Below are 21,206 nucleotides of genomic sequence, written 5' to 3'. Positions count from 1 at the left end.
CCCGGCGGGAGCCGGGGTCGCAGGTATTACTCTTTCTCGGTCTGGGTCAGTGTGACCGAGGAGAGGTAATTCAGCAGGGCGATATCATTATCAACACCCAGTTTCATCATGGCAGATTTCTTCTGGCTACTGATGGTCTTGATACTGCGGTTCAGTTTCTTGGCGATTTCGGTGACCAGGAAACCTTCGGCAAACAGACGCAATACTTCACTCTCTTTCGGTGACAGACGTTTATCGCCATAACCGCCAGCGCTGATTTTTTCCAGCAGGCGGGAAACGCTTTCCGGGGTAAATTTCTTGCCTTTCTGTAATGCAGCCAGCGCCTTAGGCAGGTCGGTTGGTGCGCCCTGTTTCAGCACGATCCCTTCAATATCCAGATCCAGCACGGCGCTCAGAATGGCCGGGTTGTTGTTCATTGTCAGAACAATGATGGACAGGTTCGGGAAATGGCGTTTGATGTATTTAATCAGCGTGATGCCATCACCGTATTTATCGCCTGGCATTGACAGATCGGTGATAAGAACATTGGCCTCAAGTTTCGGCAGATTATTGATAAGTGCTGTAGAGTCTTCAAATTCACCGACTACATTCACCCATTCGATCTGTTCAAGTGATTTGCGAATACCGAACAGTACAATCGGATGGTCATCGGCAATAATTACGTTCATATTGTTCATGTATTGGGCTACCTTGCTACAGCAAGCTCTTGACGTAAGCGTCAATGTCGCTGATGTAATTTTCTATGCCTGGAACATCCTTCTCACGAATTAAATGCTCCAGCGTTTCACATAACTGCTTACCAGGAACCAGATTAAGCATGGCAAACACCCCTTTCAGGCGGTGTGCTGTCTGAGCCAGTGCAGCGAAATCGCTTGTCGCCGATTCAGTATACAACCTCTTAACATCATCCGGTACTGTGTCGACAAACAGCGCATAATAACCGCTGGCATGGAGTTCGGCATTTTCATCGCCCCCCAAAGGCGACTCCATAACGTCTTCCTGTGCCAGTTGCTCTTCTATAAGCTGCAATATTGCTTCCTGCATTGCATTGCTCATATTAAAGTTGACGCGCAATTGTCCGGGGCCAATTTTCCGCACGCCGACCTCATCATCGCTTAAAAGCAAGCCCGAGGATGTAAGATTAGACGGATTATCCGTTAAAAACAGGTCATATTCTTGACTTAACAGCCTTTCATCCGGAGAGATACAGCTTGCTCCCCAGTTTTCGAGCTGTCGAACCACAATATTGCGGATTTCGCTGGAGGTGATATCAATCATGGCGACCACGTCGTCCAGTAATTTCTCCTCGGCTTCCTCATGTTGAGCGCGCACTGCCATTTTCACGTGCAGTGAATAACGGGTACCGAGCTCTTCCCGTGCTTTAATGTTTAAATGACCACCGAGTTTTCTGGCCAGTTGATCGCACAGCCAGAAGGTGAGGGCATTGGCTTTACCATACTGATCGCCCTGAGTGGTATTGAGGAACGGGAAGTGCAGGTTGTCGATCTCGCTATTACTCACCCCGTTGCCGGTGTCCAGGATACGGAAGGTCAGACGATCTTCCGCTGATTCGTCCATGCTCACTTCAAGGGTGATTTTGCCAATCTGCGTTGTCGTCACTGCGTACTGGATCAACAGCAGCAAAATACGTAGCAGGGCATCACGGTCGCCGTGGCGCTCTTCTTTAGCATGAAGATGGTTATTGATGAGCAGTTGTAGTCCCTTGCGCTTAATCACAGGCAGTACCTGCGGTACCACTTCATCAATTAAATCCTGGATGGAAAACAACGTGGATTGTCCTTTCCAGGTGTCGCTCTCCAGCATATTGGCCAGTTGGATCTCATCCACCAGTCTCGCCAGCGCTTCGGCATGATCAGCAAGCTGGTTGCCCTCTTTATCGCTCAACGCAGCGGCTTCGCCAGCCAGGGCTTTGACAGGCTGCTTGAGCGCTTCGGCAATGTTTTGCATGAACGCTGCGCGACCTTGCTGATTTTTCTCATACAGGCGCTGCGCCTGTTTGAGCTTTTTATTCACCAGTACTTCTCTGTCCTGATCGCGGATGATGAAAATTTGCGTGCGCGACGCCACCTGGCTGCGGAACTGACGAATTTCATACAATTCGTTATTGATAGTTGCCTGAATCACCCCCTGATGCTGATCGGCCATCGAGGTGATGTTTTGCAAATTGAGATGCGGCAGCAAATGATCGGCGATTTTATTGCTCAACACGGTGCGGTTGGCTTCCTGGTCATGTACCAGCAACCCTAACGGCAACAGAGAGACAATCTCTTCATTAAAGGCGCGCATAACGCGCAGCTCGTTACTGTTTCCCGCAGGGGCCAGTCCGTCGCTCTGACGACCCGGTTGATGGCGGAACGTGGTATAGCCAAACAGCGCCAGCGCCAGCAGGCCAATGTTCAACAACAGCGGCAACAGAATATTTTGCAAGGTCTCCAGCAGCAGCGTACCAAACGGCACCTGCCAGACCAGGCGAAGGCCGGTGGAGTTGAGCGAAGAGGCAATCTCGATTTTCGAACTATTGAAATTGATGGTGACGCTGTCGGTGCTCTCTTTATCGGTGGAACGCAGATTATTTTGCGCGTTATCTGTATCGAGACGGAAGCTGTCCAACGACATATCCGGTGGGATTAGGTCGTTAATCGGCAGGTCAAATGCCACAACCGTCGCCAGATGACCGGGCTGGTTAAACGTGGTGCGCAGGGTGAAATAGTGGCCATTCTGCCAGGAAAGGCGACGCAGGGCAGAGAAGCTCTCGCGTTCGTCCAGCGCGTTAGCTTGTTGCAACATCTCCGCGCGGCGTGAATCGACGATGCTGCCAATTGTGGACTCTTTAAACCCGGAGGAGAGATCTTTCAACGGCAGGGTAGAGATCAGGATCATGCTGTTGTCCTGACCATTGAGGTAGTACATCGACCAGGGAACGGTCTCCGCGCCCCACAGGGTATCCAGATAGGTGGAGATTCGCTGCGTCATTTCCAGTGTCGAACTGTCATGGGAGCCGAAGATCAGCGCTTCTGTTTTACGTCGAGGCTTCTCCAGGTAGTAAACGTCCTGTTTCAGACGGGTTTCCTGTAAGCCATCGCTTGAACTGCCAGAGGTCGCTGCCGCGATGTTGTCGTAGATTTGCCAGGTAGCGTAGCGCCAGGTATCAATGCGCTTGTGCATTGCGTGAGTGATATCGACAACCTGATAGCTTTTATCTTTTAGCCAGGCATTAACGGCGCTTTGTATCATTACGCCCAACGTGACCAGCAGGACAATGATCAATAGAAGAAAGAAGCGGGTGATGTTGCCCGGTATCAGAGAAAATTTTCCTGGGGTCATGGTGTCCGATCGACTCATTCGTGTGTGTAACCCGTAATGACAACACTGCAGACTACTACTCAATATCCGCTTCGAGACAATGTTGCTGCCATGCCGTAAGAACCTGCCAGCAATGACGGCGGTCTTGCCGGCGTGATGTTGCAGAGCTGTGTACAGCAGGCAGTATATCGGGTAATGAATGAATTTCCAGACTCTCGTTCGGGCAAATGTCTTGCAGACGAACGAAAAAAGCTCGCCTAAACCAGATGCTAAAAAATGTACAATTCATGCGATTCTGTACAGATATTTACCGCTTCGTTTGTAAAAATCGCACTAAATAACAAGAAAATAAAAAATGAATTATCTTTTTGCACTGTACCTGGCACGAATATTGTTTAATTAATAGTCATTACAAATTCTTTCAGGTAGCACAAAATGAATTTTCTTGCGTAAAGAAAGGTAAAAAAAAACCGAATGCCAGGCATTCGGTCCTAATAGGGGTAAACAGACATTCAGAATCGAATGACGGTAATAAATAAAGTTAATGATGATAGCAAGGGTTATTTTAGTGCCGAATTTATATATTGGTTTTGCAATCAGTGCTAAAAAATGAAAATCATGTAACTTGTTGTTTTTGTTGTATCTTAAATTATATTTTGATTATTCGTGCTTTATTGTTTAGCTATTTGTGCTAAAAAAAGTTCCCATGAATTTACAAATTGAAACATCTATAATGCAATATGAAACATCTTCAAAGTTTTCGTATCATATTCTTATTGGATTATTCTGTATTTTTAAGGAGAATGAACTTGCAGGCTGATTAATAGTATTGATCAGTGAGCAGTGGCTATAAAAACGCATATAACCGAGGGTTAATAACATGAAAGTTAAAGTACTGTCCCTCCTGGTACCAGCACTGCTGGTAGCAGGCGCAGCAAATGCAGCGGAAATTTATAATAAAAACGGCAACAAATTAGATTTGTACGGTAAAGTCGACGGTCTGCATTATTTCTCCGATGATAAAGGCGCTGATGGCGATCAGACATACGTACGTTTCGGCTTCAAAGGCGAAACCCAGGTAAATGACCAGATCACGGGTTACGGTCAGTGGGAATACAACGTTCAGGCAAACGACACTGAAGGTTCAAGCGATCAGGCCTGGACTCGTCTGGCATTCGCTGGCCTGCGTGTCGGTGATGCGGGTTCTTTCGACTATGGTCGTAACTACGGCGTGATCTATGACGTAACGTCCTGGACCGACGTCCTGCCGGAATTCGGTGGGGATACCTACGGCGCTGATAACTTCATGCAATCCCGTGCTAACGGCGTTGCAACTTACCGTAACACCGACTTCTTCGGTCTGGTTGATGGCCTGAACTTTGCTCTGCAGTATCAGGGCAAAAACGGCAGCGTCGGCGGTGAAAACAGCACAGGTCGTAGCACCCTGAAACAGAACGGCGACGGCTTCGGCGCGTCTCTGACCTACGATCTGGGTGCTGGCTTTAGCGCAGGCGCTGCAATGTCTACCTCTAAACGTACCGCTGACCAGAATGCGGCTGGCGTTTATGGTAGCGGCGACAATGCAGACGTTTATAGCGGCGGTCTGAAATATGACGCCAACAACATCTATCTGGCGGCGCAGTACACCCAGACCTACAACGCAACCCGTTTCGGTAACTCTCAGAACAACAGCACCGTTTATGGTTTTGCGAACAAAGCGCAAAACTTTGAAGTGGTTGCTCAGTACCAGTTCGACTTCGGTCTGCGTCCGTCCGTTGCTTACCTGCAGTCTAAAGGTAAAGACGTTACCAACGGTACGACCGATTTCGGCGACCAGGATCTGCTGAAATATGTTGATGTTGGCGCGACTTACTACTTCAACAAAAACATGTCTACCTATGTTGATTACAAAATCAACCTGCTGGATGACAACACCTTCACTCGTCAGGCTGGTATCAGCACCGACAACGTTGTTGCCCTGGGCCTGGTTTACCAGTTCTAAGCAGCAATTCTCGACAAAGGGGCCCTCTGGCCCCTTTTTTTATGGCTGAACCCCGTCTCACCCTCGTTAAATTTGGTGTACTCTGGCGGCGCAAAACGGATAGGGAAAAGACGATGGCGACGACATTTCTGCGTGCAGGCCTGCTGCTTGCGCTCGCATTATTAAACGGATGCGATAACCCCGCCTCCCAGGTGGAGCCCTCCACTGTGCTTGAAGGCAAAACGATGGGCACCTTCTGGCGCGTGAGCGCCATCGCGTTAAGCCCGGAGAAAGCGAAAAGCCTGACGCAGAAAATTCAGGCGCAACTTGATGCCGACGATCAAGCGCTATCAACGTGGAAACCCGATTCGGCGCTAATGCGCTTTAACCATTCTGCCAGTCTGGCGCCGTGGCCGGTGAGCGCCGATATGGCTGATATTGTCACCGCCGCATTGCGCGTTGGAGCCCACACGCAGGGGGCAATGGATATCACGGTTGGACCGCTGGTAAATTTATGGGGCTTTGGGCCGGACAAGCAGCCCAACAAAGTGCCGGATCAGGCGCAAATCGATGCGGCCAAAGCGCGTACCGGGTTACAACATCTTAAGGTCATTAACGAGGCGCAACAGCAGTATCTGCAAAAAGATCTGCCGGATCTTTTCGTCGACCTCTCGACCGTTGGCGAAGGGTATGCCGCCGATCATCTTGCGCGCCTGATGGAGCGTGAAGGGATCTCGCGCTATCTGGTGTCGGTGGGGGGAGCGCTGGTCAGTCGGGGTATGAACGGGCAGGGACAACCCTGGCGTGTAGCGATACAAAAACCAACCGACCAGGAAAATGCGGTGCAGGCGGTGGTGGATATTAATGGCCACGGCATCAGCACCTCTGGCAGCTATCGCAACTACTATGAGCTGGACGGTAAACGCATTTCCCACGTGATTGACCCGCAGACCGGCCGCCCCATTGAGCATAATCTGGTCTCGGTGACGGTGATTGCCCCCACCGCACTGGAAGCTGATGCCTGGGATACCGGCCTGATGGTGCTTGGCACGGCGAAAGCGCAGGATATCGTGCGCAAAGAGGGGCTGGCGGTCTATATGATCATGCGGGAAGGTGACAAGTTTACCACCTGGATGTCGCCACAGTTTTCTGCGTTTCTGCTCAACGAGAAAAATTAGACAGCAAGAATGCGGGTTTTTTCGTCCGGGCTATCGGGCACAGTGAAGCTATGCTTGAAAGAGGAGCCTGAGATGAAAACATCCACGATGTTATATCAACAACCGTTGACCGATGAACAATGCTGGCAGGCTGTCTGCGCGCGTGATGCCAGCCACGACGGGCAATTTGTCTTCGCGGTACGAACCACCGGCATTTTTTGCCGCCCCTCCTGCCGTTCACGTCGACCCCTGCGCGAGAATGTCGGTTTTTACCCCGATGCCGACACCGCGCAGGCTGCCGGGTTTCGCCCCTGCAAACGCTGTCAGCCTGAAAGAGCGGACCCGCAGCAGCAACGGATTGCAAAAGTGGAAAAGGCCTGTCGCTTGCTGGAACAGGAGGGGAGTGTGACCCTGGAAACCCTGGCGGATGCCGTCGCCATGAGCCCCTGGCATTTCCACCGGCTGTTTAAGTCCGTAACCGGCATGACGCCGAAAGCCTGGCAGCTTGCTTTTCGTGCGCAGCGTCTGCGCAACGCGCTTAATGAAAGCGCCACGATCACCGATGCGGTACTGGCGGCAGGGTTTCCCGATAACAGCAGCTACTATCGGCAGGCTGACGCCGCGCTGGGAATGACGGCGCGCCAGTATCGGCGCGGCGGTGACGATACGGATGTCTGCTATGCCCTGAGTCATTGTTCTTTAGGGCATTGCCTGGTGGCGCAAAGTGAACGCGGGATCTGCGCCATTTTGCTGGCTGATAACGAGGACGCACTGCTGGAGGAACTGCGAAGTATCTTCCCCGGAGCCCGACGCGAGCAGGCAGATGAAAGGTTTGTTGAACAGGTTGAGGAGGTCGTGAGGCGCATTGATAATCCGGCTTCACCTTTTACCCTGCCTCTGGACTTGCGCGGTACGGCATTTCAGCTCCAGGTCTGGAACGCGCTGCGCGCCATCCCGGTGGGGGAAACCGTCAGTTATCAGTCGCTGGCAAACACCCTTGGTAAGCCGGGCGCGGTGCGTGCCGTCGCCCGAGCCTGTGCGGCGAACAAGCTTGCCATTGTGGTGCCTTGTCATCGGGTGGTTCGCTCCGATGGCGGGCTGTCCGGTTATCGTTGGGGGGCGACGCGTAAAGCCCGCCTTCTGCGGCAGGAATCAGAATCGAAGGAGACATAATGCTCGATTTGTTTGCCGATGAAGAACCCTGGCAAGAACCTCTCGCCCCTGGCGCGGTGGTCCTGCGGCGTTTTGCGCTGGCAAAAGCACAGGCTTTACTGGCGGGCATTGAGGCGGTAACGCAGGTGTCGCCGCTGCGTCATATGGTAACGCCCGGCGGCTACACCATGTCGGTGGCGATGACCAACTGCGGCGAAGTGGGCTGGACGACCGACGCCAGAGGGTATCTCTATTCAGGGATTGATCCACAAACGGCCAATCCCTGGCCTGCTATTCCTGATGCTTTTGCGACGCTTTGCCATGATGCGGCGGTGGCGGCAGACTATGCGGATTTCAGACCGGATGCCTGCCTGATCAACCGTTATGTACCCGGTGCGAAACTCTCGTTGCATCAGGATAAAGACGAACCGGATTTACGTGCGCCTATCGTCTCTGTCTCGCTTGGCCTGCCGGCGGTGTTCCAGTTTGGTGGCCTTAAACGCAATGACCCCATACAACGTTTAATGCTTGAGCACGGCGACGTGGTGGTGTGGGGTGGGGCGTCACGACTGTTTTATCATGGCATTTTACCGCTTAAACCGGGGCATCATCCGGCGACCGGAGAGTGCCGTTTTAACCTCACTTTTCGCCAGGCAAGAAAGATTGAATAAAAATAAGAATTATTCTTGATGTAAACAATCAGCCGTTTAAACTGCTGGCTGTTTTGGTTGACCGGGTTTTGTGATGGAACTTCTCCTGCTGGTCTGGCGGCAGTACCGCTGGCCTTTTATCGCCGTTATCGCGCTAACGCTGCTTAGCGCCGCGCTGGGCATCGGGCTTATTGCCTTTATCAATCTCCGCCTGATTGAAACGGTGGATATGTCGCTGGCCGTGTTGCCGGAGTTCCTGGGCTTACTTCTGTTGCTGATGGCGGTGACGCTGGGGTCTCAACTGGCATTAACCACCCTCGGCCACCATTTTGTCTATCGCCTGCGCGGTGAGTTTATCAAGCGCATACTCGACACCCCTGTTGAGCGTATTGAAAAGCTTGGCAGTGCCACGCTGCTGGCCGGGCTGACCAGCGACGTACGTAGTATTACCATTGCGTTTGTGCGTCTGCCGGAACTGGTGCAGGGGATTATTCTGACGATTGGCTCTTCGGCGTATCTGGCCTGGTTGTCCGGTAAAATGCTGGTCATCACCGCGCTGTGGATGGCACTGACTATCTGGGGTGGATTTATTCTGGTCTCCCGTGTTTATAAACATATGGCGACGCTGCGTGAAACCGAAGACAAGCTGTACAACGACTTTCAGACCGTACTGGAAGGGCGCAAAGAGCTGACCCTTAATCGCGAGCGTGCCGGGCATGTCTATAACAATCTGTATCTGCCGGATGCCCGAGAATATCGCCACCACATTATCCGTGCTGACACTTTCCACCTGAGCGCGGTGAACTGGTCGAATATCATGATGTTGGGGGCGATTGGCCTGGTGTTCTGGATGGCAAACAGTCTGGGCTGGGCAGATACCAATGTCGCGGCGACCTACTCATTGACACTTTTGTTCCTGCGCACCCCTCTGCTCTCAGCCATTGGCGCGCTGCCGACATTATTGAGCGCGCAGGTGGCGTTCAATAAACTTAAGCAGTTCTCGCTGGCGCCGTATCAGCCTGAGTTCCCGCGACCGCAGCTTTACCCGAACTGGGAAACGCTGGAACTGCGCGATGTCACTTTTACCTATCAGGACAAAACGTTCTCCGTGGGGCCGATTAACCTGACGCTCAGGCGCGGCGAGCTGGTCTTCCTGATTGGCGGCAATGGCAGCGGTAAATCGACGCTGGCGATGTTGTTAACTGGATTGTATGAACCGGTTTCTGGCGAAATTCTGCTGGACGGTAAGCCGCTGGCGAAGGAAAAGCCGGAGGATTATCGCAAGCTGTTTTCCGCCGTGTTTACCGATGTCTGGCTGTTTGATCAACTGCTGGGCGCGGATGGTCAACAGGCGGATCCGGCGCTGGTGGACCACTGGTTGCAACAGTTGAAAATGGCGCACAAGCTGGAGCTCAGGGATGGCAAAATCCTCGATCTGAAACTGTCGAAAGGGCAGAAAAAGCGAGTCGCGCTACTGCTGGCACTGGCGGAAGAGCGCGATATTTTGCTGCTTGATGAGTGGGCTGCCGACCAGGATCCACACTTCCGTCGCGAGTTCTACCAGGTGCTGTTACCGCTGATGCAGGCGATGGGGAAAACCATTTTCGCCATCAGCCACGATGATCATTACTTTATCCATGCCGATCGTTTGCTGGAAATGCGTAACGGTCAATTAAGCGAACTGACCGGGGAGGAGCGTGAGCTCGCCTCCCGCGATGCGGTTGCCCGCACGGCGTGATGGTTAATTTTCGGGCGGAAACGCCCGGAAAATTAGCAAAATATCTCTCTTTTACCCATCTGTACGCGCGGCTTATTAATATTTACATCACCTGCCGCTATGCTTAGACCTGTACGCCTTCATCTCATAAAGGTGAGTTACTACGCAGGGAACGTCCAATGTCTGTCAGCAAAAAAAGCAGTAGCAGATTACGCGATCAGGAACGTGCGCGTTTAATCTGGCTTCTCACCACCGAAAAATCACTCACCGCAACGTTGCTTGGCGAGTTAACTCTGGCGGAACAGTTTGACGCCGATAAGCTCAGCAGTGACATGGCTGAGGTCAACGCGTTAGTGGCGCATTTACCGGCGCCGGATTTAGCCGATACCCTCGAAGGGTTACCGATAGACGGGCGTCTTGCCCTGTGGCGACTGGTAGAAGATGACAAACGTGGCAAAGTCTTGCTGGAAGCGTCGGAAAACGTCTGGGAAGACCTGATTGATGGAATGAGTGATAAGGCGCTGCTGGATGCATTGCAAACGCTGGATATCGACGACCAAATCTGGCTGGTGCAGCATCTGCCGCGTAATCTGACCGGGCGTCTGCTGGCAACACTGCCGGCAACCGATCGCGCCCGGGTACGCCAGGTGATGCGCTACGGCAAAGACTGCGTTGCGGCGATCATGGAGTTTGAAGTGATCACCGTGCGTCCGAATTTGACGCTGGCCACCGTACAGCGCTATTTACGCAGGCTGGGCAAGATGCCGGAAAACACCGACAAACTCTTTGTCACCGGACGTGACGGCATACTGCTTGGCGAGCTGGCGCTGCAAACCATCTTACTGAAAGGCAGTGCCTGCCGGGTAGGCGAGGTGATGAATGACGATCCGGTCACCTTTTCGCCTGATGAACATGCGCAAGACGCGGCGCACACCTTTGAACGCGATGACTTAATTAGCGCGGCTGTTACCGATACCGACGGCAAATTAATTGGCCGCCTTACCATCGACGATATCGTGGATGTGGTCTACGAAGAGACTGACAACGATTTGCGTCAGATGGGTGGTCTGAGTGCCGAAGAGGATGTTTTTGCGCCGGTGACCCGTGCGGTGAAAAACCGCTGGGCATGGCTGGCGATTAATCTGTGCACGGCATTTATTGCTTCACGGGTGATTGACGGTTTTGAACACACCATTTCACAGTTGGTAGCGCTGGCCGCGTTGATGCCTATTGTTGCCGGTATCGGCGGAAACACCGGTAATCAGACCATCACAATGATTGTTCGCGCCCTGGCGTTGCAGACCATTCAGCCGGGCAATTTTCGCTTTTTAGTCTTGCGTGAAATGGGTGTGGCGTTGGTGAATGGTCTGGTGTGGGGAGGGATCATGGGGGCCGTTACCTGGCTACTCTATGATGATGCTGCGCTGGGTGGCGTGATGACGCTGGCGATGGTGCTCAACTTGCTGATGGCGGCATTGATGGGCGTGCTTATCCCAATGACAATGGTGCGTTTCGGGCGTGACCCGGCGGTCGGCTCGAGCGTGATGATCACGGCGATTACCGATACCGGGGGCTTTTTTATTTTTCTTGGGCTGGCGACGATTTTTCTGCTGTAGCGCCACGCGCGTTATGTAAACGTGCAGGAAGGAGAGCCATCGCAATCATCCCTGCCAGTACGCCAATCGCCAGATTGCCAGTACTGATGGTTGCCGCAACGGTGACGATCATCACCACGGTTTCGGCAATCGGCGCGCGTTGCAGCGTTGCCGGATAGAGGCTATGCCAGCTAAAGGTTTTACAGGCGACAATGGTCATAATGCCCGCCAGGACCACCATCGGAATTTCCGCCATTACCTCGCTCAGTGCCGTCACCAGCAATAAGAGCACCAGCCCCGCCACGATGGTGGATACGCGGCTGCGTCCTTTGCCCATTTCCACATTGACGATGGTCTGCCCAATCATTGCGCAACCTGCGATACCGCCGTAAAAAACCGCGAGGATATTGGCGATCCCCAGCCCGGCGCTCTCCCGGCTTTTGCTGGATGGCGTATGGGTTAAATCATCCACCAGACGTGCGGTCAACAATGATTCCAACAGGCCAACAAAGGCGATACTGAGCGCGCAGGGCCAGATAATGCCGAGGGTGGCGAGGTTAAAAGGTACCCGCCATTCGGTGAAGCCAGGCAGGCCGCCTTGCATAGGACCTTCGTCGCCCACGGTAGGCAGCGTTTGTCCCGTGAGGCCGGTAAATAACGTCAGCACCACGATGGCCACCAGCGGCGCGGGCACGCTTTTAACCCAGCGTGGCCACCACAGGACAATCAGTACTGTCAGGACGAAGAGCGCGAGGATCAGCGGTTCGCGGCTCCAGAAATGGGGCACCTGGGCGAAGAAAATCAAAATACCCAGCGCATTCACAAAGCCTGTCATCACTGCTTGTGGCACGAAGCGCATAAGACGCGCCATTCGCGTTAAGCCAAAGATAATTTGTATAACGCCTGCAAGCACGACGGCGGGCAGAATGTATTCCACGCCGTGTTGGTGCACCATCGGGCCAATCACCAGCGCAACTGAACCGGCCGCTGCGGTTACCATCGCCGGTCGCCCGCCCAGCAACGACATGCTGATGCACAGCACCACGGAGGCCAGCAGGCTGACTTTGGGATCGACGCCCGCGATCACCGAGAAGGAGATCACCTCCGGAATCAACGCCAGCGCGGTAATCACACCCGCCAGCGCTTCGCGTGTCATCAATTGAGGGGAGCGCAGCACATGGCTAACCCGACCCGTCGGGGAGAATAATTTTTCAGTCATAACTTTTTACAGGGGTGATTAACGACAGGCATCAATAAAAGGATAGGGTGTCATGTGTTTGACAAAGCGGAGAATACTACTGTTTCTTAGCAAAATTTGCCAGTAAACATGGTTATTTTTAATGCAATTATTAAACTTATTAATAACATTTATGCAATGACTATTTAATGTTTAAACATTATTTAAATCCTCTTTCCCCCGTGCTAGGTTAGATGCGCTAACGAAGTTACCCGCGATAACTGCTAATAAAGCAGCACTAAAAGTAAGGCATTAACATTATGAAAAGAATGACTGCCAGACTGTTTTCGATGGCTGTCGGGCTTAATGCTGTCTCCGCGGCAGCAAAAGCTAACGCATCGAAAGAGCAGGAAACGGATGTGCTTTTAATCGGTGGTGGGATCATGAGCGCTACGTTGGGAACCTACCTCCAGGAGCTGGAGCCCAACTGGTCGATCACCATGGTGGAACGGCTGGACGCGCTGGCGCAAGAGAGCTCCAACGGCTGGAATAATGCCGGTACGGGGCACGCCGCCTTGATGGAACTGAACTACACCCCGCAAAACCAGGATGGAACAATCAGCATCAAAAAGGCGATTGAGATTAACGAAGCGTTTCGTATCTCTCGTCAGTTCTGGGCGCATCAGGTGGAAACCGGTGTGCTGAGCGAACCGCGCTCATTCATTAATACCGTCCCGCACATGAGTCTGGTGTGGGGCGATGACAACGTTAACTTCCTGCGTGCCCGCTACAAAGCGTTGCAGCAAAGTACGTTATTCCGTGGCATGCGCTATACGGAAAACCACGAGCAGATCCGCGCGTGGGCGCCGCTGGTAATGGAAGGGCGCGACCCGCAGCAGAAAGTGGCGGCGACGCGGACGGAAATCGGTACCGATGTGAATTTCGGCGAGATTACCCGCCAACTGATTCATTCCTTACAGCGCAAAGACAACTTCTCGCTGAAACTGGGCAGTGAAGTCCGCAGCATCAAACGCAATGCGGATAACACCTGGAATGTGACCATTGCCAGCCTGAAAAACAGCGGCGTCGATCAGGTTATCAAGGCTAAATTTATCTTTATTGGCGCCGGTGGCGCCGCGCTGAAACTGTTGCAGGAATCCGGTATCCCGGAAGCGGCGGAATACGCGGGCTTCCCGGTCGGCGGCCAGTTCCTGGTCTCCGAAAACCCTGACGTGGTGAATAGCCATCTGGCGAAGGTCTACGGTCAGGCGACAGTGGGCGCGCCGCCGATGTCGGTGCCGCATATCGATACGCGTATCATTGATGGCAAACGCGTGCTGCTGTTTGGACCGTTCGCCACCTTCTCAACGCGCTTTTTGAAAAATGGCTCGCTGTGGGATCTGCTGCGCTCAACTAACAGTTCTAACTTCCTGCCTATGTTAAGCGTCGGGATGACCAATTTCAGTCTGGTGAAATACCTGATGAACCAGGTGCTGCAAAACGACGACGATCGCTTTGATGCCCTGTGCGAGTATTATCCGCTGGCTAAAAAAGAGGACTGGCGTTTGTGGCAGGCCGGGCAGCGCGTGCAGATCATCAAACGCAATGCGAAGAAATTGGGCGAACTTCGTCTGGGCACCGAAGTGGTGAGCGACAAAGAGGGCACTATCGCTGCGCTGTTGGGCGCATCGCCGGGCGCGTCCACCGCAGCGCCGATCATGCTGGAACTGATGCAGAAGGTCTTCCCGGAAAAAGTCGCCTCTCCTGAGTGGCAGGCGAAACTCAAAGAGATCATTCCGTTCCTCGGCGTGAAGCTTGACGGCAACGTTGAAGCCTCGGATGAAGAGTTGCATTACACCAGTCGCGTGCTGGGGCTGAAATGCGACGAATCGCCGCTGGCGGATGCTACGCCGCCGGTACGAAAACCCTCGCATGTTGTGCCGGCGGAGAATGAACCCGCGGCGGATATTGCGCTGTAATCGAAAAACCTGCTTCGGCAGGTTTTTTTGTCGCAACGTTTAAGCGACTTAAATCTGTTTCGTTACCGTTGATGTTTTTCAAAGGCCATTGGTGCGCTCTTCATTGCCACGGCAACTGTCCTCAGTCTTACGGCGGCCCTTGCAGTAGCACGTTGCGCTAGGGAGCGTCGGGTCGGAACGGTCTCATAGAGACGATTTATCCTCTTTAGCACCCTTATGATTTATTTACTTTTTTGTATAGGTAGAGGATGCTTATTTGCGATAAATATCATTTTTCGTCTCTAAGGATCCTCTTTTGACACGTTTTCTTCTTACTGCAACGTTTGCCGCCGTGCTTGTTGGCTGTGCTACGCCAAAACCCACCATCCCTTATGTCAATTACCAACGCATTGCTCTTGCCGATGTCGCGGCAAACAAATGTGTCTCGCTTGGCTTTCTGGATTATCAGATTGCTGCAGCAGCGAAAAATTACGCTGCGCGCGATTTAAATAGCTGGGCTTATGACCCGGTGTTTTATCAGACAACATTCAATGAAATGTCAGCAGCGGCAGAAAAAACGCCACCGACAAAAGCACAGTGCGATAGCTTTGCCGTCGCCATTGTCCAACGTCAGCAGCAAGAACAGCATAATTATCAACAGCAACAGCTTGCCGCACAGCAACAACAGGCGCTCAGTCAGTCTTTGCAAACTCTCCAGAACTCGGTGCCGAAAACCACCTACTGCAATAAAATTGGCTGGCAAACGGTGTGCAATACCTATTGATTTTGCCGCCAGTAGCGCCGGGCAAAGGGGGGGAATACCTCATCGGTGGATAGTCTGATTTGCCAGCAACAGCAGCAAAACCGCAACCATCATTCCCCCTGAAACCCTACTGACCACCTCTGCTGCCTGCGGTCAGATAGCCGTCTCGATAGTCGCTGTTCTGGTCGGTATTTTGCTGACTATCCGGGCGCAACAAGAAGGTGTCTGCCGCCTTCTTTTTCCGCCATAAAATATCTGAACGGCATGTGATTAAGATTAATCTGAGTCATTGCTGAATGTTTGTTTCTATTGTTACGCGGCTAAAAAGTTAGGTTTATTATTAGCTTCTTCCTTAATAAGGGCGCATGTTTATTAACATCATTGCGGAGCAAAGAATGGGACTTCCAGTATCTGGTGTGGCTTCGACTTATTCAGATTTCTTTCTCAATAAAATGACTGCGAGCGGCGATCTTTACACCCATACGGCGTATACCGCCGCTTTATTGCCACGTGAACGCTGGCATGCCGTACCGCTTGGCACAAAACTAAAACTGACATACCAGGGGCGGTCAGTCATCGTCAAAGTGAATGATCGTGGGGCTGGCGATGGTTCAATGGCTCGTGTCCTTGATTTAAGTCGAGCTGCGTTTGCTTATCTGAGTGGCCGGCCGATCAATGCTATTACCGATAAAACTGCAGGCTTGATTACATTACAATCCATCATCGTTGTGCCAGCCAGCACGCTACAGGGACCTGTAACCCCATGAAGACTCTATTTGCTATTCCTTTTTTTGCCCTGGGTTTTATCAGCAGTATTGCCGTGCAGGCAGCGGAAAACAAAACGCCTGATGCGATTAATCGCATCATGGCGGAACCGGTACGTAATTTGAGTCTCATGGATGCCGAGCCTCAGGGGGCATTGCGTTGGGTCGTCTGGCAGGAAGGACGGGCAGATTCCAGCGTTTCTTACCTTGCGTTATTTAAGCAGGATAAAGGGGCTGCCTCATCGGTGTGGTCAACAAGCTGGCCGGAAGCCTGGTCACCTGCGCTGCAACCTCTGCCTGAATGGCGCTGGCAAGGAAATGCTCTTGTGGCCGTGACGCTTCAATTTGGTGCCGCAGCCGGGCAAGTTGAACTGTATGGACTTGATACACAAAACCGACCAATAAAACTGGCGGAAAAGACGGCAGCCAGCGTCAGTTGGAAAATCAATGAATCCGGTCAGCGATTGTTAGTCCTTTATGAACCTAAACCGACTGCGCTCAAAGCGAGCTGTTATGGCTGGCGGGAAAACACCAACAAATTGATGCCTCAGTCTTGTAATTGACAGGGACAGGTCTTTCGGTACTCATTTCTGCTCGGGGTTATCGTCGGTATTCGATAAAAGATCATTCAGTGTTTCGAAATCAATTTCTGATTCAGCGTCATCCAGCAACTGGGTGACGGAAAGCAGATCGGTAAATTCACTGAGCAGCATTTCGGCGTCGGATTTAAGCGGCGTGTCGGAGACATCCACCGCCGTGTTGATGGCTTTCTTTACGTTTTCAATAATCTCGCGGACGCCGCCATTTTTCCCCAGCGTGAGCACCAGGGCGCTAAGTAACAGTGACTGCGCCTCTACGCGAGCAGTGAGCTGTTTTGCCTCCGCATCCATCTTTGAAATCTTTGCGATCATACTGATAATGACGTTTTTCATGTGATTCCCTGCCCCTGATCCGCATGAGTTTTGGCTATCTACAAGAAGTAAGCATGGCGTTATGTAAGCCTAAATGAGCTTAGGATATTTCACGCGTTGAAAAATGCTGAGCCGGGCACAGATGTGAAAAGATCTGCATCAGGAATCAGGTGAAAACCACTCTGGCATCTGATCACAAACGCGTTATCCGCACTGTTTTTCATCGGTAAGGGGGGTCCACGCTAAAGACGCGAGAGTATTGCAGGCATTAAAAAACCCGCAAACTCAGAGAGATTGCGGGTTCTCAAGGGGTAACCGGTCGCGTAAAAGCTTACCGGTGAAATATTTGGTCGGCACGAGAGGTAGCACCGTCTGACACAGATACTGAAAATTTTGTTTCACCCAAAAACTACGATGCCTGTACCCCTCAGAACAATGTCATAGGGTTATAGGCATTAAGCTATTATTTGTTTTTAACTTACGTTGCTCATCGAGAAAGTAGAACTCTGCTTTCTGAACAATCGATCCAGAAGATGTGTCCATGGATGATCGACAAAAGAAGCAAACATATAAGAAAGTATAAGAGTAGATGTAATATATAAGAAGAATGTTATGGATAGGGAACCTGTTTTAAGGAAAATAAATGAAGCAATGCTATTGATAGTTAAGAAGTGTATCAGGTATAAACCAAAAGAAATATCGCCAAGTTTTATAAAAACGGGATTTGAAAAAATCTTAGCAACGAAATTGTTCATTGATACACTTGTTAATAATAAAAATGCAGCAATGGGATACGTGGCGTTGATTGAAAATGGCATAAGAGCTGGTGGAAGAGCTAACGCTGCCATTGATAAGGCTAGAATAAGAAAAGTGATACTTACCAACAAAGGAAGGTTGCGGTGCTTGCTTGTAAGCAAGCCAAGTGCTGCTCCAAGCATAAATTCAAAGTAGTGTGTATTGTAGGAAAAAAACAATAGCACTGCTAAGGAAAAAACTTGAGCATAAAAGTTAATGAATTTACATCCAACTGCAAAAGCAATAACAATAATTACTGCGATTAACTCATACGATATCGTCCATAAATTGGAGTTATATGTGAGAGTTGGATCAAAAGATACGAAGTCTGTCCAGATAGATTCAATAATAGCAAGTTTGAGGTCTGGCTGAAATTTATACCACCTGGCCAGCCAATCTGATTGAGCTGCAACAGATGCTTCTGCGTTATAGAAAAGACCAAATCTGTGAATTAAATATCCAAAAAAACATACGCACATAATAGGGACGCTTAATCTTAAAAATCGCTTTACGGAAGCATTTAACCCTTTTTTAAATGAAGATAAATAAAATTTCTTAAAGAATATATACCCACTTAAAACGAAAAACAAAGCTACAGCAAAATGACCATTCCACATTGAACTTAGAAGAGAATGGTTTATCGGTTTTTCATAGGAGATGAACTGGTTGTCAAAAGATCTAAAAAAATGAAATAGCGCTACAGATAAAGCAGCGATACCCCTAATACCATCGAGGTGCAAATTTCGTCCACCAGGAGCAACAGAAGTTGTTAGATTTTTTTTTTGTGGATTCATTAAATATTATTCCGATTTCGCAACATTCTAAATTAACTTTAACATTAGCAGCATGTTCCCGTCGACACTTATGCCTGACTTGCTCTCAATTATTAACATACCACGTTGCTAAAAAAATCTTCATCAGCAACCTGAAGGTATGCCCATGAAGAAGCCTTTTCCGACGAACAGGTTATCAGTATCTTCCAGGAGGCCGAAGCAAGTATTTCTGCCTGTGAGCTTCGTCGTAAAAGTGACATACACCATCCTCTATATATGTTGGTATGTGACAACACCATTTATCTCTGGGCCTCTGAACGGGAGCACAGAAAACGAGGAGCCTACAGAAGAGTTACCAGCAGTTACGTTGAGTCGTAATCATCTCATTCGTCAGCGGACTTGATTTGAACTTTATGTTAGCAACCCGTAATTCGCGAAACTGATGGGCCACTCCTTCATGATAAAGTGGTTGGCTGGCATCAATGGCCTGGTTTTTAACCAATTATTTTATTATCGCCAACTTTCAGGTATAAAAAAAACCAACCGTAAAAGGTTGGTTTTTTTAGGGAAATTTGGTCGGCACGAGAGGATTTGAACCTCCGACCCCTGACACCCCATGACAGTGCGCTACCAGGCTGCGCTACGTGCCGATTTGTGGCGGTAATAGTACCCTTTTCACCGCTGATTGCAAGTGAGGGGAGAGCTAACTGATTCATAAATAATCAATCAGTTAGCGATAAACCGTTTTTCATCTGTCAGGACCTGTAGCAGCAAACTCAATTGCGGTTTCTGATCCTGAACCTTTTCACCCTGCGGATTCCAGGTCTGATAGCTGCCGTTCTGATTGAGCACCAGCGTCATCTGTGGCGTCGTAATCGCCAGTGCATCGCCGCTTGCTGCGGTGACCCAGGTATGGCGTCGCGTTGCGTTAAACAGATCCTGGCCCTGCGAATACTCGTTTGCTGGCGTACTGACATGCAACAGGCGCTGCATCAGCGTCGTCATCACGTCTTTGTGGTCGGTCAGCTTATTGATGCGCTGTGCAGGTGTGCCCGGCCAGTGAATCACCAGCGGCACATGCAGATTATCGCGCGACCAGGCAAAGTCAGTGGCTGTACGATCGGCAGGCATGCCGTGACCCGCAGTGATGATCACAACCGTATCATCCAGCTTGCCCGATTCGCGCAGCGCATCCAGTAAGCGGTTGATCTGCGTATCGACATCGGTAACGGCGCGACTATAGCGACGGGCAAAATTCTGCTGATTGCTGTCTGGCAGGTTGGTGCCGTTCAACGCCACCCAGGAGAACCAGCGGTTATCGTCCTGAGCATAATGACCCAGCCAGTCAATCCATTGATCGGCGGTCTGCGCGTCTGTCTGCGTTTTTGCCGCAGGCAGCGAGAAATCCGAAAGCAATGCCTGACGATACAACGCGCTACTGAACCCGTCGGAAGAGAACAAACCTAACTGATAACCTTGCTGATTGAGCGCAGAGATCAGCGCAGCAGGCACGCGTGCCGACAGCACCCCGTCCATATAGCTCGGCGAAATACCGTAAAACAGGCCAAAATAGCCGCTGTCCGCCGTGTTGCCAGAACTCATGTGCTGCGTGAAGGTCACGTTCTGTTGCGCAAAGGCGGCAAGTGCCGGCATCTGTTTTTCGTAACCTGAATAATTCAGGCCATCAACGGTAATCAGCAGAACGTTTTGCCCGGGCCCCATATCCAGATAGCGCAGATCGCTCAATGGATACTGTACCGAAACGGCTTCCGGGCTACCCTGTTCAATCAGGCGACGCTGATAATCCTGCGCATCCAGCAGACCATGTTTCTCCAGGAAGCGGCGTGCCGTCATCGGGTAGGAGAGAGGCAGGTTCGCCCGCTGCATGGTGATAGGACGATAGAAGTTTGCATCCGCCCAGATATACATAACGTGGGTGGCAATAAAGGCTACGAAAAAGAACCCTGCCACGGGTTTTGCAAAGCGCCGCCGCCGGGTCAGACTGCGAAGTTTTTGCCAGCTCCAGGTGGCGAACAGCATCTCAATGAGCAGGATAACCGGCACACCGATAAACATGAGCTGCCAGTCACGCGCCGTCTCATTCTGATCGGGGTTGATCACCAGTTCCCAGACGATGGGATTGAGATGCAGGTGAAAACGGGTAAAAACTTCGCTGTCGATGAGTAACAGCGTCATGCCCGTGGTCGCCAGAATAACGGACAGAGACCGCATCAGGCGTTGGGACATCACCACAAAGGTGAGGGGGAATAAAATCAGCAGGTAGGTGGCGAACACCAGAAAGCTGAAATGACCGACCACGCTCAGGTAAGAGTAAATCCGCCCGGCAAGCGTTGTCGGCCAGTCGGCGACAAACAGATAGCGACTACCGACCACAATGGACAATAAAATATTGAACAGGGCGAACCAGTGCCCCCAGCTTACCATCTGGGAGACTTTTTCACGGTAGGGCTGACGATGAGTCACCATAA

At 51.2% G+C, this 21,206-nt stretch carries 16 protein-coding genes and 1 tRNA gene; 10 read left to right on the top strand and 7 right to left on the bottom strand.

Annotation, left to right across the window (positions count from 1 at the left end; translation table 11 throughout):
- Window positions 1-26: 26 nt before the first annotated feature.
- Window positions 27-677, bottom strand: coding sequence for a response regulator transcription factor RcsB (gene rcsB / locus IP582_RS17525; RefSeq protein WP_039079923.1), 651 nt, complete (start codon window positions 675-677; stop codon window positions 27-29).
- Between the two features lie 16 nt (window positions 678-693).
- A complete protein-coding gene (rcsD, locus tag IP582_RS17520) occupies window positions 694-3,363 on the bottom strand; it encodes a phosphotransferase RcsD (RefSeq protein WP_193793954.1) in 2,670 nt (889 codons plus the stop codon).
- Window positions 3,364-4,204: 841 nt separating this feature from the next.
- On the opposite strand from rcsD, the gene IP582_RS17515 reads away from it, so the two are divergent.
- The 6 genes from IP582_RS17515 to mgtE all read left to right on the top strand — a co-directional run bounded on the left by IP582_RS17515 (window position 4,205) and on the right by mgtE (window position 11,597).
- Entirely contained in the window at window positions 4,205-5,326 is a 1,122-nt protein-coding gene (locus IP582_RS17515; RefSeq protein ID WP_079496265.1) for a porin OmpC, read from the top strand.
- A gap of 113 nt (window positions 5,327-5,439) precedes the next feature.
- Window positions 5,440-6,483 (top strand): FAD:protein FMN transferase ApbE, encoded by a 1,044-nt coding sequence (apbE, locus tag IP582_RS17510; protein ID WP_193793953.1) that lies wholly within the window; start codon window positions 5,440-5,442, stop codon window positions 6,481-6,483.
- An 87-nt stretch (window positions 6,484-6,570) separates the two neighbouring features.
- The gene (ada, locus tag IP582_RS17505; protein ID WP_193796300.1) at window positions 6,571-7,635 is read left to right on the top strand and encodes a bifunctional DNA-binding transcriptional regulator/O6-methylguanine-DNA methyltransferase Ada; all 1,065 of its coding nucleotides are present in this window, start codon (window positions 6,571-6,573) and stop codon (window positions 7,633-7,635) included.
- On the top strand, window positions 7,635-8,285 hold the full coding sequence (gene alkB / locus IP582_RS17500) for a DNA oxidative demethylase AlkB (RefSeq protein ID WP_193793952.1): 651 nt from the start codon (window positions 7,635-7,637) through the stop codon (window positions 8,283-8,285). Before ada ends, alkB begins: the two co-directional genes overlap by 1 nt.
- Before the next feature lie 73 nt (window positions 8,286-8,358).
- Window positions 8,359-10,002, top strand: a complete 1,644-nt coding sequence (locus IP582_RS17495) for a multidrug ABC transporter permease/ATP-binding protein (protein WP_193793951.1) — start codon at window positions 8,359-8,361, stop codon at window positions 10,000-10,002.
- Between the two features lie 158 nt (window positions 10,003-10,160).
- Complete coding sequence (gene mgtE / locus IP582_RS17490) at window positions 10,161-11,597, top strand: magnesium transporter (protein WP_193793950.1); 1,437 nt, start codon at window positions 10,161-10,163, stop codon at window positions 11,595-11,597.
- On the opposite strand, the gene IP582_RS17485 is transcribed toward mgtE, so the two are convergent.
- Complete coding sequence (locus IP582_RS17485; protein ID WP_193793949.1) at window positions 11,560-12,795, bottom strand: SulP family inorganic anion transporter; 1,236 nt, start codon at window positions 12,793-12,795, stop codon at window positions 11,560-11,562. The genes mgtE and IP582_RS17485 overlap by 38 nt on opposite strands.
- Window positions 12,796-13,073: 278 nt before the next feature.
- Between IP582_RS17485 and mqo the strand changes: the two genes are divergently transcribed.
- The 4 genes from mqo to IP582_RS17465 all read left to right on the top strand — a co-directional run bounded on the left by mqo (window position 13,074) and on the right by IP582_RS17465 (window position 16,801).
- A complete protein-coding gene (gene mqo / locus IP582_RS17480) occupies window positions 13,074-14,732 on the top strand; it encodes a malate dehydrogenase (quinone) (protein WP_039079932.1) in 1,659 nt (552 codons plus the stop codon).
- Between the two features lie 295 nt (window positions 14,733-15,027).
- Window positions 15,028-15,495 (top strand): hypothetical protein, encoded by a 468-nt coding sequence (locus IP582_RS17475; RefSeq protein ID WP_193793948.1) that lies wholly within the window; start codon window positions 15,028-15,030, stop codon window positions 15,493-15,495.
- 344 nt (window positions 15,496-15,839) lie between these two features.
- Window positions 15,840-16,241 carry a septal ring lytic transglycosylase RlpA family protein gene (locus IP582_RS17470; protein ID WP_079496270.1) on the top strand — a complete coding sequence of 134 codons (402 nt, stop codon included), beginning with the start codon at window positions 15,840-15,842 and terminating at the stop codon, window positions 16,239-16,241.
- Complete coding sequence (locus IP582_RS17465; RefSeq protein ID WP_193793947.1) at window positions 16,238-16,801, top strand: hypothetical protein; 564 nt, start codon at window positions 16,238-16,240, stop codon at window positions 16,799-16,801. Before IP582_RS17470 ends, IP582_RS17465 begins: the two co-directional genes overlap by 4 nt.
- A 21-nt stretch (window positions 16,802-16,822) precedes the next feature.
- On the opposite strand, the gene iraP is transcribed toward IP582_RS17465, so the two are convergent.
- The 4 genes from iraP to yejM form a co-directional block, all read right to left on the bottom strand.
- The gene (gene iraP, locus IP582_RS17460; protein ID WP_039079935.1) at window positions 16,823-17,170 is read right to left on the bottom strand and encodes an anti-adapter protein IraP; all 348 of its coding nucleotides are present in this window, start codon (window positions 17,168-17,170) and stop codon (window positions 16,823-16,825) included.
- Window positions 17,171-17,622: 452 nt separating this feature from the next.
- Complete coding sequence (locus tag IP582_RS17455; RefSeq protein WP_193793946.1) at window positions 17,623-18,738, bottom strand: acyltransferase; 1,116 nt, start codon at window positions 18,736-18,738, stop codon at window positions 17,623-17,625.
- Between the two features lie 552 nt (window positions 18,739-19,290).
- Window positions 19,291-19,367 (bottom strand) — tRNA-Pro (locus IP582_RS17450).
- Between the two features lie 76 nt (window positions 19,368-19,443).
- Window positions 19,444-21,204, bottom strand: coding sequence for an LPS biosynthesis-modulating metalloenzyme YejM (yejM, locus tag IP582_RS17445; RefSeq protein ID WP_193793945.1), 1,761 nt, complete (start codon window positions 21,202-21,204; stop codon window positions 19,444-19,446).
- Between the last annotated feature and the right edge of the window lie 2 nt (window positions 21,205-21,206).

Source organism: Citrobacter sp. BDA59-3 (assembly GCF_015167655.1).
GTDB lineage: Bacteria > Pseudomonadota > Gammaproteobacteria > Enterobacterales > Enterobacteriaceae > Phytobacter > Phytobacter diazotrophicus.
Note: the sequence above shows the minus strand (reverse complement) of the source record. Positions and strands in the feature narration are given on the sequence as shown.

What these genes read in the sequence shown, in the direction of transcription:
- rcsB (WP_039079923.1), bottom strand. Translation starts at nt 677, where the DNA reads ATGAACAATATGAACGTAATTATTGCCGATGACCATCCGATTGTACTG.
- rcsD (WP_193793954.1), bottom strand. Translation starts at nt 3,363, where the DNA reads ATGAGTCGATCGGACACCATGACCCCAGGAAAATTTTCTCTGATACCG.
- IP582_RS17515 (WP_079496265.1), top strand. Translation starts at nt 4,205, where the DNA reads ATGAAAGTTAAAGTACTGTCCCTCCTGGTACCAGCACTGCTGGTAGCA.
- apbE (WP_193793953.1), top strand. Translation starts at nt 5,440, where the DNA reads ATGGCGACGACATTTCTGCGTGCAGGCCTGCTGCTTGCGCTCGCATTA.
- ada (WP_193796300.1), top strand. Translation starts at nt 6,571, where the DNA reads ATGTTATATCAACAACCGTTGACCGATGAACAATGCTGGCAGGCTGTC.
- alkB (WP_193793952.1), top strand. Translation starts at nt 7,635, where the DNA reads ATGCTCGATTTGTTTGCCGATGAAGAACCCTGGCAAGAACCTCTCGCC.
- IP582_RS17495 (WP_193793951.1), top strand. Translation starts at nt 8,359, where the DNA reads ATGGAACTTCTCCTGCTGGTCTGGCGGCAGTACCGCTGGCCTTTTATC.
- mgtE (WP_193793950.1), top strand. Translation starts at nt 10,161, where the DNA reads ATGTCTGTCAGCAAAAAAAGCAGTAGCAGATTACGCGATCAGGAACGT.
- IP582_RS17485 (WP_193793949.1), bottom strand. Translation starts at nt 12,795, where the DNA reads ATGACTGAAAAATTATTCTCCCCGACGGGTCGGGTTAGCCATGTGCTG.
- mqo (WP_039079932.1), top strand. Translation starts at nt 13,074, where the DNA reads ATGAAAAGAATGACTGCCAGACTGTTTTCGATGGCTGTCGGGCTTAAT.
- IP582_RS17470 (WP_079496270.1), top strand. Translation starts at nt 15,840, where the DNA reads ATGTTTATTAACATCATTGCGGAGCAAAGAATGGGACTTCCAGTATCT.
- IP582_RS17465 (WP_193793947.1), top strand. Translation starts at nt 16,238, where the DNA reads ATGAAGACTCTATTTGCTATTCCTTTTTTTGCCCTGGGTTTTATCAGC.
- iraP (WP_039079935.1), bottom strand. Translation starts at nt 17,170, where the DNA reads ATGAAAAACGTCATTATCAGTATGATCGCAAAGATTTCAAAGATGGAT.
- IP582_RS17455 (WP_193793946.1), bottom strand. Translation starts at nt 18,738, where the DNA reads ATGAATCCACAAAAAAAAAATCTAACAACTTCTGTTGCTCCTGGTGGA.
- yejM (WP_193793945.1), bottom strand. Translation starts at nt 21,204, where the DNA reads ATGGTGACTCATCGTCAGCCCTACCGTGAAAAAGTCTCCCAGATGGTA.